The sequence below is a fragment of the Pseudomonas sp. 22515 genome (genome assembly GCF_052044625.1).
Taxonomy (GTDB): domain Bacteria; phylum Pseudomonadota; class Gammaproteobacteria; order Pseudomonadales; family Pseudomonadaceae; genus Aquipseudomonas; species Aquipseudomonas alloputida.
This window is the reverse complement of sequence record NZ_JBQENN010000002.1, coordinates 148,835-163,822: the sequence shown is the minus strand read 5'-3', so window position 1 is coordinate 163,822 and position 14,988 is coordinate 148,835. Positions and strand designations below refer to the sequence as shown.

The following is a 14,988-nucleotide window of genomic DNA, read 5'->3' as shown; positions in this document are numbered from 1 at the left end:
GCCCGATCGCGACACAAGGCCGCTACCACAAAAAGACCACGTCCACCTGGAATGCCGGATCACGGCGCCAGCCCTATTCCCCGCAAGATCACGCTGGTCACCGTCTGCACCGCATTCTCGAAGGCCATGTCAGACAGCACCTCGCCGCCGTTGAGCAACTGCACCTGGTAACCAAAGTCAGCATAGTGCTGGGTAGACGCCCAGATCATGTACAGCAACGCCGAAGGCTCTACCGGCAGAATACGCCCCTCTTCCACCCAGCAGCGGATCTTGGCTTCTTTCATCTTCGCCCAGGGCACCAGGCTTTCGTCGAGGTTCACCCCCAGCACCGGCGCCCCGTGCAGCATCTCTTCGGCCCAGATTTTCGAGCCCAGCGGCCGCGAGCGCGAATGGCCCATCTTTGCCCGGATGTAGCTGGTCAGCACCACACGCGGGTCGTCGAAGTTCTCGAAGCACAGGGCGTCCTGCTTCCACACATCCAGCAGGTCCTGCAGCACCGCGCGGAACAGCTCGTCCTTGGTGCTGAAGTAATAATGCAGGTTGGAGCGTGGCAGCTCAGCCTGCTCGGCGATATCACCCATGGAGGTGGCGCCATAGCCCTTCTCGGCAAACACCTTTTCCGCCGCTTGCAGGATTTTTTCGATATTGCGTCGGCGGATTTCGATCTTGTGATTGGCCATCAGGCTTGGGCCGTCCACACCGCCAGCTCATAACCGTCCGGGTCGATGAAATGAAAGCGCCGCCCGCCGGGGAAGGCAAAGGTCGCCCGGCTGATTTTCGCCCCGGCAGCTTCGATCCGCTGCTGCGTGGCCTCCAGGTCGTCAGCGTACAGGATGACCAGCGGCCCGCCCGGGCGCACCGGCTCACCCGTGGTTAAGCCCCCCGTCAACCGGCCATCGCTGAACTCGGTGTAAGTCGGCCCGTAGTCGGTGAACGCCCAGCCAAACACACTGCCATAGAAGGCCTTGCTCCGTGAGATGTCGCTGACATTGAACTCGATGTTGTCGATCTGCCGGTCAGTACCGCGAATGCCCATGTATGCTCCGTGCCGAAAGGGTTTGGCCTAGTCTACTCCGGTCAAGGCAGTCGCCCTACTCATTCGCTACCCACAACGCGCCCGGTCGCGCGCCGGGCACTGTGCGCGGTGCAGATTCAGCGCGGTGTTGATGATGCCTATCTGGCTGAAGGCCTGGGGGAAGTTGCCGAGCATGCGCTGGCCGGCCGAGTCGTACTGTTCGGCCAGCAGGCCGAGGTCGTTGCACAGGCCGGTCAGGTGTTGGTACAGCGCTTCGGCTTTGCCCTGGCGCCCCAGCAATACATAAACGTCAGCCAGCCAGAACGAACACACCAGGAAGGTGCCCTCTCCCGGCGTCAGGCCGTCGCTGCAGCTGTCACTGTCATAGCGCAGCAACAGGCCGTTCTTCATCAGACGCTGTTCGATCTGTTCCAGGGTGCGCATGAAGCGTGGGTCATCCGCCGGCAGGAAGCCGGTCAGGGCGATCTGCAACAGGCTGGCGTCCATTTCGGTCGAACCATAGGCCTGGACGAAGAACCGGCCGCTGGGGTCCAGGCCGTGCTCGCACACGTCGCGGTGAATTTCGTCCGCCACCTGGCGATAATGCTGCCCGCGCTCGCGGCCTTCTTCTGTGGTGTCGGCCAGCCCTGCGGCGCGGTCGAAGGCGACCCAGGCCATCACCTTGGAGTGCACGAACTGCTGCCGGCCGCCACGCACTTCCCAGATGCCCTCGTCCGGCTCGCGCCAGATGCGTTCGACATAAGGCAATATCAGGCGCGAAATGGCGGCGCCGCGCGGGTGACGGGGCAACCCGCCCCTGATCGCCTGAGTCATCGCATCGGCCAGTTCGCCATAGATGTCCAGTTGTGTCTGCGCCGAGGCGGCGTTGCCCACCCGCACCGGCTGTGAATGTTCATAACCGGCCAACCACGGCAAGGTGTACTCCTGCAGGTCACGCTCGCCAGCCAGGCCATACATGATCTGCATCTGCTCGGGGTTGCCGGCCACCGAGCGCAGCAGCCACTCGCGCCAGGCCTGGGCCTCGTCGAAGTAGCCAAGGTTCATGAAGGCCAGCAGGGTCATGGTCGCGTCGCGCAGCCAACAGAAGCGGTAGTCCCAATTGCGCTCGCCCCCCACACGCTCAGGCAACGAAGTGGTGACGGCAGCGACAATACCGCCGGTGGGGGCGTAGGTCATGGCCTTGAGGGTGAGCAGCGAACGACGCACCAGGGCGGTATATGGCCCTACCTGCGGGCAGCGGTCGGCGAAGGCCTGCCATTGCTCACAGGTGTTTGCCAGCGTGTGGTCGATGTTGCAGTCAGGCTGCACCGACAAGTGCGAGGGCTGGTGACGCAGGCTGAAGACCTGGCGCTGGCCCGTGCTGACGCGAAAGCGGCAGCCGGTATGGTGGTCGCGGGCTTGCGGGGGCACGGTGCTGCACAGGATCAAACGGTCAGGGCCGGCGACGGCGCTGAGGGTCAGTGGGTCGAGCCGTTCCACCCAGGGCACGCTGCGGCCGTAGTCGAAGCGCATGACCAGGTCCATTTCGAAATGGGTTTCGCCAGACAAGCCTTCGACGATGCGCACCACCGAATTGACTTCGCCCAAGGGCATGAAGTCGAGCACCCGGGCACGACCGCTGGCGGTGACCCAGGTGGTTTCCAGCACCAGGGTATCGCCCAGGTATTGGCGGCTGCTGTGCGTTACCGGGTCGCAAGGGGCCAGGCGCCAGCGGCCATTTTCTTCGTTGCCCAGCAGGGCCGCGAACACGGCGGGGGCGTCGAAGCGTGGCAGGCACAGCCAGTCCAGCGCGCCATCGCGACTGACCAGCGCCGCACTGCGGCAGTTGCCCAGCAGGGCGTAGTCTTCGATGTGGGCAGGCATTGAGTCTCCTTTGAGTGGTTGCCTGTGCTGGCCTCTTCGCAGGTGCCTGAGGGAATGGAATGCCCTGCAGGCGCGGGCTTGCCCGCGAAAGGGCCGGCACAGGCTTGCAAGCCTCTCACCCCAACCGGTGCCACTCCCGCTTGTCGCGGGTCAGCAATTCATTGCCGGCCTCAGGCCCATCTTCGCCAGCCGAGTACTCATGCACTTCGCCGCCCTGGGCCCAGGCATCGAGAAACGGCTGCACCGCTCGCCAGCCGTTTTCGATGTTGTCAGCCCGCTGGAACAGGGTCTGGTCACCGGTCAGGCAGTCATAGATCAGCGTCTCGTAGCCAGTGGCCGGGGTCATCTTGAAGAAGTCCTTGTAGGCAAAACCCAACTCGACATTCTCCATCACCAGCTCTGGCCCGGGCCGTTTGGCTTGCAGATCGAACCACATGCCTTCATTGGGCTGGATCTGGATTTTCAGGTAGTTGGGTTTGGGCCGTTCCAGCTCCGACTCGCGAAACTGCGCATACGGTGCGGGCTTGAAGCAGATGGCAATCTCGGTGTCACGCACGCTCATGCGCTTGCCGGTGCGCAGGTAAAATGGCACGCCGGCCCAGCGCCAGTTGTCGATCATCACCTTCAGCGCCACGTAGGTCTCGGTCTGGCTATCCGGCGCGACGTTGGCCTCCTGACGGTAGCCTGGCAACGGCTTGCGCCCCTGCTTGCCAGCGCTGTACTGGCCTCGCACGGAGTTCTTCAGGGCCATTTTTGCCGACCATGGGCGAATAGCGCCGACCACCTTGGCTTTTTCACCGCGCACCGCATCGGCACCGAACGCGGCCGGCGGCTCCATGGCCACCATCGCCAGCAACTGGAACAGGTGGTTGGGCACCATGTCGCGCAGGGCGCCGGTGCTGTCATAGAACGCACCACGGGTCTCGACACCGACGGTTTCCGCTGCGGTGATCTGCACGTGGTCGATGTAGTGGTTGTTCCAGAACGATTCGAACAGGCCGTTGGAAAAGCGGCTGACCAGAATATTCTGCACCGTCTCTTTGCCCAGGTAATGGTCGATGCGGTAGATCTGCCGCTCGCCCATCACCTTCAGCAGGCAGGCGTTGAGCGCCTCGGCGCTGGCCAGGTCGGTGCCGAACGGTTTTTCAACCACCACCCGGCGAAAGCCGCCGGCAGACTCGTCCAGCAGGCCGGCCTGCCCCAGGCGCTGCGCCACCTCGGGGAAGAAGCGCGGCGACGTGGCCAGATAGAAAATGGCATTGCCGTGGCGGGTCTTGTCGATGCGCCTGGCCAGGGCCTGGTAGGTGGCCGGATCGAGAAAGTCGCCCGTCTGATAATCCAGGCGCTTGGCCAGGCGGGCCCATAGTTTCTCGTCCAGGCACTTGGCGCTGCCCTCGCTTCCTTTGTCACGCTCGACCATGAACGCGTGCAGGCGCGCGGCGAAATCCTCGGCGCTGGCCGGGTTATGGTCGACGCCGACGATGCGCAGGTTACGGTCCAGCAAACCGTCGCGGCTGAGGTTGTACAGCGCGGGCATCAGCAGGCGCTTGACCAGGTCGCCATTGGCGCCGAACAGGAACAGGGTACAAGGGGGGGCGGCCGCAAGGGTCTGTTTAGTCATTCGCCTTTCTTCTCGACGTGGCCACCGAAGCCCAGGCGCATGGCCGAGAGGATCTTGTCACCGTAGGTGCCCTGTTGCTGGCGCGAACGGAAGCGCGCGAACAGTGCGCTGGACAACACCGGCACCGGCACCGCCTGCTCGACGGCGGCGTCGATGGTCCAGCGGCCTTCGCCACTGTCGGACACCGAGCCACTGAATTGCGACAGCTGAGGGTCGGCCACCAGTGCATCGGCGGTGAGGTCGAGCAGCCACGAGGTCACCACGCTGCCGCGTCGCCACACTTCGGCAATTTCGGCCACGTTCAGGTCGAAGCGCTGGTCTTCGGGCAGCTCGTTGCCGCCCTTGCTGCGCAGCAGGTCGAAGCCTTCGGCATAGGCCTGCATCAGGCCGTACTCGATGCCGTTATGCACCATTTTCACGTAGTGCCCGGCGCCCGGTGGGCCGGCATGGATATAGCCGTGCTCGGCACGCTGGTGCTCGCCGCTGCGGCCATGGGTACGCGGGATGTCGCCCACGCCCGGCGCCAGCGCCTTGAACAGCGGCTCGAGGCGCTCGAACACGTCCTTTTCGCCGCCGATCATCATGCAGTAGCCGCGGTCCAGGCCCCACACGCCGCCGGAAGTCCCGACGTCCAGATAATGCAGGCCGCGCTTGGCCAGTTCGGCGGCGCGGCGCATGTCGTCCTTGTAGAAGGTGTTGCCACCGTCGATGATCGCATCGCCCGGTTCCAGCAATTCGGCCAGCTGGGCGATAGTCTGCTCGGTGGCGTCGCCAGCCGGCAGCATCACCCAGACCGCGCGCGGCGCTTTCAGCTTTTGCACCAGTGCACCGAGGTCATGCGCGCCCTGGGCGCCTTCGCCCTCCAGGCCGGTGATGGCTTCACGGTTGCGGTCGTGCACCACGGTGCGGTGACCGGCGCGCATCAGGCGCCTTGCGATATTGCCGCCCATACGGCCCAGCCCGATGATTCCCAGTTGCATGAGCCAATGCTCCCTTTTCGAAATGGATGACGACAGTCCAGCTTTTCAGATTAGTCCAGCATGCCGCCCGAGGGTTCAGCGACGAACGGCAAGACCACAATAAACAAAAAAGTTCCCAAGCCCGGTGAAAGAATTCAGAATGCGCCCCGCGTGAAGCGTCTACGCTTTGACTTGTCACCAGCCAAAACCGCGAGGTGTGCTCATGGGTACATTGATGCCAGCAACCCCACCCCAGACCCTCTATGTCTCCGTGCGCCGTGATGAGCTGCGTAAACTGAAGGACGAACGTGACCAGCTGCGTCAGCAGGTTGCCCAACTGAACCTGCTGTTGGCGCAACAGCGCACTGACGATAAAGCGGTCAGCCTCTGATCGATTCCCATGCCGCCTGTGGGAGCTGCATAGCTCCCACCCGATCCTGAAGCCAGTCACCGTCTTTGAACCCTATCGGGCAACCGAAGCGGCCTTGTGCCCAAAAAGGGCCAGCACTGAAGCAGAATCCTGCGCCCATACCCACCTCTTCGCAGCCTAAAGCCACGCTTACGCCTACGCACCCAAAAGGTGCATTGCGCGTAACGAGCCACAATTTGGCGCAGCTCGAAACCCCTCTGCCCCACACTCGCCCACCCCTTTTCGCAACCCGTCACAAACGCCAACGTTTGCGTCTATTGCGCACATAACAATAGTGACCAGTGGGTCACCTTTTTAGCACTTTCTCTCCTACACTCAGTTTTCGGCCCGCCATTTGCTCAATGGAAGAGTGACCCCAAAAAAGTCGAACTTTCAGGAAACCCGGCAGGTCATGAACATAAGTAGGCCAGACGCATCGGGCTATTCCCGATCCTCGGCCCACACACCCCAACCAGTCCAAGCGCCTTCGGCCGGAATGCTGATCGCGTAGTGCCTGCGCGCACGACCCTGGGGCATGGAACGCACTAAGCAGATTCAAACTAGAGAGAACCAGCACGAAACATCGCCACGGGTGCCAGCACCCGACCAAGCATAGGGACGGAGAGAAGTATGATCAGTGCCGCTGTCGAGCCTCACGTAGACGCTTTCAAACCGGATAACCGCGAGCCGCTCACCCCGGATTTCGCCACGACAGGCAAGGCACCCGGCGCCCAGCGCCAGCAAAACCCGAACATGCGCAAGATTCTGTTCGTGACCTCGGAAATCGCTGATCTGGTGAAAACCGGTGGCCTGGGTGATGTGTCCGCTGCCCTGCCCCGTGCCCTGGCGCACCTGCACGATGTGCGGGTACTTATCCCCGGCTACCGCCAGGTGATGGAAAGCGACAACCCTATACATATCGTGGGTGAACTGGGCGGCCATGCGGCCCTGCCGCCCTGCAAGATCGGGCGCATGGACATGGCCGACGGCCTGGTCATCTATGTGTTGATCTGCCCCGAACTGTACCAGCGCGACGGCACACCCTATGGTGCCAACAATGGCCGCGACTGGCCCGACAACCACATCCGCTTCGCCCGCCTGGGCCTGGCTGCCGCCGAAATCGCTGCCGGCGAAGGCAAGATCCACTGGACGCCGGAAGTGGTGCACGCGCATGACTGGCCCGCCGGCCTGGCCCCCGCCTACATGCACTGGCGCGGCCTGAATACGCCCACGCTGTTCACCATCCACAACCTGGCGTACCAAGGTGTGTACAGCCGCGGTTGCAGCCCGGAGCTGGCGATACCCGAACATGCCATGCAGCAAGAAGGCATGGAGTTCTACGGCAAGCTGTCGTTCCTCAAGGCCGGCCTGGCCTACTCCAGCCACATCACCACAGTCAGCGCCACCTATGCCCGGGAAATCACCACCCCGGAATTCGGCTGCGGCCTGGACGGTTTCCTCGCCAGCAAGGCCCAGCAAGGCCTGCTCGGTGGCATCCCCAACGGCATCGACGAAAGCTGGGACTCGGCCACCGACAAGCACCTGCAACACAACTTCAGCATCAATGACTGGGAGGGCAAAGCGCGTAACACCCAGGAGGTGCGCGAGCTGTTCGGCCTGGACGATTCCGAAGGCCCACTATTCGCCGTGGTGTCGCGGCTGGTCTATCAAAAGGGCCTGGACCTGACCCTGGGCGTGGCCGACTACATCGTCGAGCAAGGCGGGCAGATTGCGATCATCGGCCGCGGCGAGCCGGAAGAGGAACAAGCCATGCGCGAGCTGGCGCTGCGTCACCCGGGCCGCATCGGTGTGCGTATTGGTTTCAATGAAACCGATGCCCGGCGCATGTTCGCCGGCAGCGACTTCCTGCTGATGCCGTCTCGGTATGAGCCGTGCGGCCTTAGCCAGATGTACGCGCAACGCTTCGGCTCGCTGCCGGTAGCACGCAATACCGGTGGCCTGGCCGACACCATCGAGTGCGGCGTGACGGGCTTCCTGTTTAACGAGTCCACCGTCGAGAGCTACCGCGAGGCACTCAGCCGCGCCTTCTATGTTTACGGCAAGAAGGACCTGCTGAACGCCATGCGCTGCCTGTCGATGACCCAGCCGTTCAACTGGTGCCAGGCGGTTGAACCCTATGCCCGCCTGTACGAGGACCTGGTCAAGCAGACACAACTGAGCCACTACTGAGCGGGGGTCGGAAGATGCACAGACATGGCGCACACTTGCTGGACGCCACGTCGGCGCGCTTCGCCCTCTGGGCGCCGGATGCGCGCAGCGTGAGCGTGGAACTGGAGCAGCAGCCGGCCATCGAACTGCTGCCGGATGATGAGGGTTGGTACAGCGGCGTGGTGCCATGCAAGGCTGGTGACCGTTACCACTACCGTATCGACGGTGAGCTGCAGGTGGCCGACCCGGCCTCGCGCTACCAGCCCGACGGCGTACACGGGCCAAGCCAGGTAGTGGATGTGGCCGGTTACGCCTGGCAACACCCATGGCAGGGCCGGCCTTGGCATGAGGCCGTGATCCAGGAGGTGCATGTCGGCCTGCTCGGGGGTTATGCCGGGGTTGCCCAGCAACTGCCGCGCCTGGCCGAACTGGGCATCAGCGCGATCGAGCTGATGCCGCTGGGGCAGTTCCCCGGCGAACGCAATTGGGGCTACGACGGCGTACTGCCTTACGCCCCACAGAACACTTACGGCAGCCCCGAGCAGCTGTGCGCACTGGTCGACCAGGCCCACGGCCACGGGCTGATGGTGCTGGTCGATGTGGTGTACAACCATTTCGGCCCCGACGGTAATTACCTGCACCAGTACGCCAGCCCCTTCTTCCGTGAAGACCGGCAGACACCCTGGGGCGCGGCCATCGACTTTCGCCGCCCGCAGGTGCGCGAGTACTTTATCCAGAATGCCCTGATGTGGCTGTGCGACTACCGCTGCGACGGCCTGCGCCTGGATGCCGTGCATGCCATCGACCAGCCCGACTTCCTGATCGAACTGGCCCAACGGGTGCGCGCCGCCGTAGAACCGGGCCGGCACGTATGGCTGGTGCTGGAGAACGAGCACAACCAGGCGGGCCTGCTGGAACAGGGTTACGACGCCCAGTGGAACGATGATGGCCACAACGCCCTGCACGTGCTGCTGACCGGTGAAACCGAAGGTTACTACGCCGACTACCAGCATCGCCCCATCGACCAACTGGCCCGGTGCCTTGGCGAAGGTTTCGTGTTCCAGGGCCAGGCCAACCGGCATGGCAAACCACGCGGCGAACCCAGCGGGCATTTGCCGCCCAGCGCTTTCGTGCTGTTCCTGCAGAACCACGACCAGGTCGGCAACCGCGCGCTGGGTGAGCGCCTGACCCGCCTATGCCCCGCGCCAGCTTTGCGTGCAGCCACCGGCCTGTTGCTGCTGGCCCCCATGATTCCGCTGCTGTTCATGGGCGACGAAGCCGGCAGCTGCCAGCCGTTCCTGTTCTTTACCGACTTCCATGACGCGTTGGCCGACGCCGTCCGCGAAGGCCGTCGTGGCGAGTTCGCCCATTTCACCGCGTTCGCCGACCCCACGCAGCGTGAGCACATTCCCGACCCCAACGCCGAACAGACCTTCGCCTCCTCACGCCCGCAAAACAAGGCGGTGATCGCCGGCTGGCACGGCCTTTACCAGCAACTGCTCGACCTGCGCCGCCGCCACGTCATCCCGCACTTGCCCGGCAGCCGTGCGCTGGGCGCCGAGGTGCACGCAGACAAAGCGCTGACCGCGCGCTGGCGGCTGGGCAATGGCAACACATTGCGCATCGACCTGAACCTGGCCGACACCCCGCAGGCAGTCGAACTGCCCGCGCCAACCACACGGCTGTTCGACAGCAGCGACACCCGCCACCCGGATACCCACCTGGCTGCCTACAGCTGCGTGGTCAGCCTGCTTCCCCCTGCCCAGGAGCGCCCATGAGCGAAACCGCCCTGCACCGTCTGGCAACCAGCGTCGGGCTGAACCGCGACTGGATTGACGCCAATGCCAGGCCCCAGCGTGTCAGCGACGACGTGCTGCGCAACGTCCTCGAAGGCCTTGGCCACCCGGCCGGCGATGACGCGGCCGTTGCCGCCAGCCTGCGTGCGGTGGAAACCGCCGAAGACAGCGAACACCTGCCGCCTTTGCTGACCGCCGACCTAGGCCAGCCGCTGGCGCTGGCGCGCTACTTCAGTGCCGCCAGCGTGGCCCACTGCACCCTGGAAGATCACACCTCGGTCACCCTCAGCCTCGATGACCAGGCGCGCCTGCCCGGCGAGCTGCCCATCGGCTATCACCAGGTGGAGATCGACAGCCGCCGCTTCAGCGTGGCGGTGGCGCCAACACGCTGCCACAGCCTGGAAGACAAGGTGCAACAGCCGCCACCACGCTACTGGGGCCTGGCAGTGCAGCTGTACAGCCTGCGCCGCCCCGGCGATGGTGGCTTCGGCGACTGCCTGGCACTGGAGCAGTTGGCCCGCTCGGCCGCCGAGCGCGGCGCCGATGCCTTGGCTATCAGCCCGATTCACGCCCTGTCGGCCATCGACCAGGAACACTACAGCCCCTACTCACCTTCCAGTCGCCTGCTGCTCAACACCCTGTACACCAGCCCCGCAGCCCTGCTGGGTGAACGGGAGGTGCGCATGGCCATCGAAGCCTGCGGGCTGGAGCAACAACTCGAAGAGCTGGAGCAGCGCCCTCTGGTCGACTGGCCACGCGCCGCCAGCGCTCGGCTGCGTTTGCTTGAAGCGCTTTACCAAGGCTTCAGCCAAGGCGACCACCCACTACGCACTGATTTTGACAGCTTCCGCGAAGCCGGCGGCCAGACCCTGGAGCACCACTGCCGCTTCGAGGTGCTGCAGGCCCAGGCGGTGGAGCACGGCCTCGGTGCCGACTGGCGCAACTGGCCCAAAGCCTGGCATGACCCCTACCACCCGGAAGTGGAGGCTTTATCCAATGCCTACCCGGCCAAGGTCGAGTTCCACGCGTTCTGCCAGTGGCTGACCGAACGTGGCCTGCAACGTGCTCACGAAGCGGCACGCAGCAATGGCATGGCCGTGGGCCTGATCGCCGACCTGGCGGTGGGTGCCGACGGTGCCGGCAGCCAGGCCTGGAGCCGTCAGGACGAACTGCTGGCCGGCCTGAGCGTGGGTGCGCCGCCCGACATCCTCAACCACGTCGGGCAGGATTGGGGCATTTGCGCCTTCTCGCCCGAGGGCCTCAAGCGCAATGGCTATCGCGCCTTCATCGAGATGCTGCGGGCCAACCTCGCCCACGCTGGCGGCCTGCGCATCGACCATGTGATGGGCCTGCGCCGGCTATGGCTGATCCCACAGGGGGCCAAACCCAGCGAAGGCGCCTACCTCGATTACCCGCTAGACGACCTGTTGCGCCTGCTGGCGCTGGAGTCGGTGCGTCACCAGGCGATCATCCTCGGCGAAGACCTGGGCACCGTGCCCGACAGCCTGCGTGAAAAGCTGGCCGAGAAGGCGGTGCTGGGCATGCGCGTGCTGCCGTTCGAGCAGACCCAGCCGGGCCAGTTCAAGCCGATTCTCGACTGGCCAGACAATGCCCTGGCCACAACCGGCACCCACGACCTGGCGCCACTGGCCGGCTGGCTGGCAAACCGCGACATCGACTGGAGACACCGCTTGCAACTGATTGATGCTGCTGCCGAATTGCACTGGCGACACGAGCGTCAGAAAGAACGCGACGGCCTGCGCCGCATCCTGGAGGCCAACTACGGCGAACTGAAGGACAACGACGCGCTGATCGATGCGGCCATCCGCTTCGTTGGCCATACCCGTGCGCCGCTGGTGCTGGTACCGCTGGAAGACCTGCTGGGTTGCGACGAGCAACCCAACCTGCCGGGCACCACCAATGGCCATCCCAACTGGCGGCGGCGCTTTGCCCTTCCAGTACGCGAACTGCTCGACGATGAGGACGCCGCACGGCGCCTGGAGCTGCTGGCCCAGGCCCGCGAACAGGCGTGGGAGCGCGACCGATGAAGCCACTGACCGCGACCCTGCGCCTGCAATTTCACAGCGACTTCACCCTCGATCACGCTGTACCGCTGGTGCCGTATTTCGCCCAGCTGGGCATCAGTCACCTGTATGCCTCGCCCATCCTCAAGGCCCGCGCTGGCTCGCGCCATGGCTACGACGTGGTCGACCCTACCTGCGTCAACCCAGAGCTGGGCGGCGAGGCCGCGCTGGAGCGCCTGGTTGCCGCCCTGCGCCAGCATGGCATGGGGCTGATCCTCGACACGGTGTCCAACCACATGGCCGTGGGCGGTGCCGACAACCCTTGGTGGCAAAGCCTGCTGGCCTGGGGACGGCGCAGCCCGTATGCAGCGTTCTTCGACATCCAGTGGCACTCCAGCGACCCACTGCTGGCCGGGCAACTGCTGTTGCCGTTCCTCGGCAGCGACTACGGCGTGGCGCTCAAGAAGGGTGAGATACCGCTGCAGTTCGACAAACAGCAGGGGCTGCTGCAAGTGGCCCATTACGCGCATCGTTTCCCGATCTGCCCGGTCGATTACGGCTGGATTCTCGCGCTCAGCCCAGAGCCTGCGCTCAAGGTGCTGGCCGAACGCTTCACTGCTTTGGGCGACTCGGCCAACCCGCTGGCCGATAGCCTGCCGCTCCAAGCCGAACTGGCACGCCTGGTGCGCGAAGGTGCCGACCTCGAATCGGCCCTGGTGGCCTTCGACAGCCGCAGCGAGGCCGGTTTCAAGCGCCTGCACCTGCTGCTGGAGCGCCAGACCTACCGCCTGGCCAGCTGGCGCACCGCCGCCGACGACATCAACTGGCGACGCTTCTTCGACATCAACGAGCTGGGCGGCCTGCGCGTGGAGCGCGCCGTGGTGTTCGAAGCCACCCATGCCAAGCTGTTCGAACTCATCGAGCGCGGCCTGGTGGACGGCCTGCGCATCGACCATATCGACGGCCTTGCCGACCCGCGTGGCTACTGCCGCAAACTGCGCCGGCGGGTTGATGGCCTGCTGGCGCGGCGGCCGCTGAATGCAGGGCTGGAGCACTTCCCCCTGTACGTGGAAAAGATCCTGGGTGCCGACGAGCACCTGCACCGCGACTGGCTTACCGACGGTACCACCGGCTACGAGTTCATGAACCAGGTATCACTGCTGCAGCATGATCCGGCCGGCGAAGCGCCGCTGAGCGAACTGTGGAGCAACGTCAGCGAGCGCCCGGACTTCCCTGAAGAAGTGCGCCAGGCCCGTCACCTGGTGCTCAACGCCAGCCTGGCCGGTGACTGCGAGTCGGTGGCCCAGGCACTGTTGCAGGTGGCGCGCAACGACCTGATGACCCGTGACCTGACCCTGGGCGCGATTCGCCGGGCCTTGCAGGCGTTGGTGGCGCATTACCCGGTTTACCGAACCTACTTCAATGCCTGCGGGCGCCCGGCGCAGGACGAAGCGTTCTTCCAGCAGGCCCTGACCAACGCCCGGCAAGACCTTGCCGAAGCTGACTGGCCGCTACTGGACCAACTTGAACGGTGGCTGGGCGGGCAAGCCTGGCGGCACCTGCCACCCGGGCGCGCCCGCAAGCAACTGCGCCACGCCTGCGTGCGCTTCCAGCAACTGACTGCGCCCAGCGCCGCCAAAGCCGTGGAAGACACCGCCTTCTACCGCAGCGCGCGGCTGCTGTCGCGTAACGACGTGGGTTTCGAGGCCGAGCGCTTCAGCGCACCACCCATGCATTTCCACAACGAGGCCCAGCGGCGCCTGCGCGATTTCCCCGACAACCTGCTGACCACCGCCACCCACGACCACAAGCGCGGCGAAGACACGCGTGCACGCCTAGCTGTACTCAGCGAGCGCGGCACGTGGCTGGCCAGCCGGGTGGAGCACTGGCGTGAGCTGGCCGCCCCCCTGCGCGCGCAGTTGGACGACGGGCTGGCACCCAGCCCCGGCGACGAGTTGATGCTGCTACAAACCCTGCTCGGCAGTTGGCCCTTGGACCTCGACCTGAACGACGACAATGCCCTGCGTCAATACGCCGAACGTGTTCGCCAGTGGCAGCAGAAGGCCCTGCGCGAGGCCAAGCTACGCAGTAGCTGGAGCGCGCCGAACGAGGCCTACGAAGGCGCCTGCGCTCATTACCTCGACGGCCTGCTGCTGGACAGCGAGAACCAGCAACTGCGCAAGTCGCTGGCCGACGCGGCGCAGCTGCTGGCCTGCCCCGGCGCACTCAACGGCTTGGTTCAGGCCTTGTTGCGCATGACCACACCCGGTGTGCCCGACCTGTACCAGGGTAACGAATACTGGGACTTCAGCCTGGTCGACCCGGACAACCGCCGCGCCGTGGACTACGCGTCGAGGCGTCGCACGCTGGACGACGCCACGCCGGCAGCCGAGCTGCTGGCGCACTGGCGCGACGGCCGCGTCAAACAGGCCTTGATCGCGCGGGTGCTGGACTGCCGCCAGGCCCACGCCGAGCTGTTCCGCCGCGGTGCCTACCTGCCACTGACCGTACAGGGCCGGCACGCTGACAAGGTCATTGCCTTTGCTCGCCTGGGAGACGGCGAGCACGCCATCGTCGTCGCCCCGCGACTGGCCAGCGGCCTGCTCGGAGGTGCCGCTACACCGTTGATCCCGGCACAGAACTGGGACGACACCCGGCTGGTATTGCCGTTTGCCTTGTCACCTGCCAACTCGACGGGACTTTTCGCCTGTGCGGCGGTCAGCTCTTCAAAGGAGTTGCTGTTGAGCGCCGTGCTGGCGGAGTTTCCGGTCAACGTGTTGATACAACAATCTTGAGCATCAGGAGCGTCATGATGAGTGTCGATGAAAAGCGTATTCGCGAATTTGCCTACCAGATCTGGGAATCCGAAGGTAAGCCCGTAGGGGAGGAAGAGCGCCACTGGGAAATGGCCCGCAAGCTGGCCGAGGCCGAAGCACTGGCGCCCAAGGCAGCCCCGCGCAAGAAAGCAGCGGCCAAGCCGAAGGCGCCTGCAGAACCCAAGGCGGCTGCCCTGCCGGGGGTTAAACCCGCTGCGGTGAAAAAGCCCCGGGCGGTGAAAAAGCCTACTGCCGGTTAAGCCTGTCCGCGCCTCTTCGCGGGTAAACCCNGGCG

General features: G+C 64.8%; 11 protein-coding genes. 6 read left to right on the top strand and 5 right to left on the bottom strand.

The window, feature by feature from the left end; genetic code table 11:
• Nucleotides 1-59: 59 nt before the first annotated feature.
• The 5 genes from ACTJJN_RS03305 to gnd form a co-directional block, all read right to left on the bottom strand.
• Entirely contained in the window at nt 60-680 is a 621-nt protein-coding gene (locus tag ACTJJN_RS03305) for a TetR/AcrR family transcriptional regulator (RefSeq protein ID WP_026031824.1), read from the bottom strand.
• Nucleotides 680-1,036 carry a VOC family protein gene (locus ACTJJN_RS03300; RefSeq protein WP_440780950.1) on the bottom strand — a complete coding sequence of 119 codons (357 nt, stop codon included), beginning with the start codon at nt 1,034-1,036 and terminating at the stop codon, nt 680-682. The genes ACTJJN_RS03305 and ACTJJN_RS03300 overlap by 1 nt, the downstream gene beginning before the upstream one ends.
• 66 nt (nt 1,037-1,102) lie before the next feature.
• A complete protein-coding gene (locus tag ACTJJN_RS03295; protein WP_440781003.1) occupies nt 1,103-2,941 on the bottom strand; it encodes a glycoside hydrolase family 15 protein in 1,839 nt (612 codons plus the stop codon).
• 73 nt (nt 2,942-3,014) lie between these two features.
• A complete protein-coding gene (gene zwf, locus ACTJJN_RS03290; RefSeq protein WP_012051802.1) occupies nt 3,015-4,520 on the bottom strand; it encodes a glucose-6-phosphate dehydrogenase in 1,506 nt (501 codons plus the stop codon).
• The gene (gnd, locus tag ACTJJN_RS03285; protein WP_003251278.1) at nt 4,517-5,500 is read right to left on the bottom strand and encodes a phosphogluconate dehydrogenase (NAD(+)-dependent, decarboxylating); all 984 of its coding nucleotides are present in this window, start codon (nt 5,498-5,500) and stop codon (nt 4,517-4,519) included. The genes zwf and gnd overlap by 4 nt, the downstream gene beginning before the upstream one ends.
• Nucleotides 5,501-5,702: 202 nt before the next feature.
• Here gnd and ACTJJN_RS03280 point away from each other — a divergent pair, with 202 nt between their 5' ends.
• The 6 genes from ACTJJN_RS03280 (at nt 5,703) to ACTJJN_RS03255 (ending at nt 14,953) form a co-directional block, all read left to right on the top strand.
• On the top strand, nt 5,703-5,870 hold the full coding sequence (locus tag ACTJJN_RS03280) for a DUF6026 family protein (protein WP_014755950.1): 168 nt from the start codon (nt 5,703-5,705) through the stop codon (nt 5,868-5,870).
• A gap of 648 nt (nt 5,871-6,518) precedes the next feature.
• Nucleotides 6,519-8,078, top strand: a complete 1,560-nt coding sequence (gene glgA, locus ACTJJN_RS03275) for a glycogen synthase GlgA (RefSeq protein WP_012051800.1) — start codon at nt 6,519-6,521, stop codon at nt 8,076-8,078.
• 14 nt (nt 8,079-8,092) lie between these two features.
• Nucleotides 8,093-9,835, top strand: a complete 1,743-nt coding sequence (gene treZ / locus ACTJJN_RS03270; RefSeq protein ID WP_440780948.1) for a malto-oligosyltrehalose trehalohydrolase — start codon at nt 8,093-8,095, stop codon at nt 9,833-9,835.
• Nucleotides 9,832-11,901: a 4-alpha-glucanotransferase gene (gene malQ / locus ACTJJN_RS03265; RefSeq protein WP_440780947.1), complete on the top strand. Its 2,070-nt coding sequence runs from the start codon at nt 9,832-9,834 to the stop codon at nt 11,899-11,901. The genes treZ and malQ overlap by 4 nt, the downstream gene beginning before the upstream one ends.
• Complete coding sequence (locus ACTJJN_RS03260) at nt 11,898-14,672, top strand: malto-oligosyltrehalose synthase (protein ID WP_440780945.1); 2,775 nt, start codon at nt 11,898-11,900, stop codon at nt 14,670-14,672. The genes malQ and ACTJJN_RS03260 overlap by 4 nt, the downstream gene beginning before the upstream one ends.
• Before the next feature lie 14 nt (nt 14,673-14,686).
• Nucleotides 14,687-14,953, top strand: a complete 267-nt coding sequence (locus ACTJJN_RS03255) for a DUF2934 domain-containing protein (protein ID WP_064614872.1) — start codon at nt 14,687-14,689, stop codon at nt 14,951-14,953.
• The last annotated feature ends 35 nt before the right edge of the window (nt 14,954-14,988 follow it).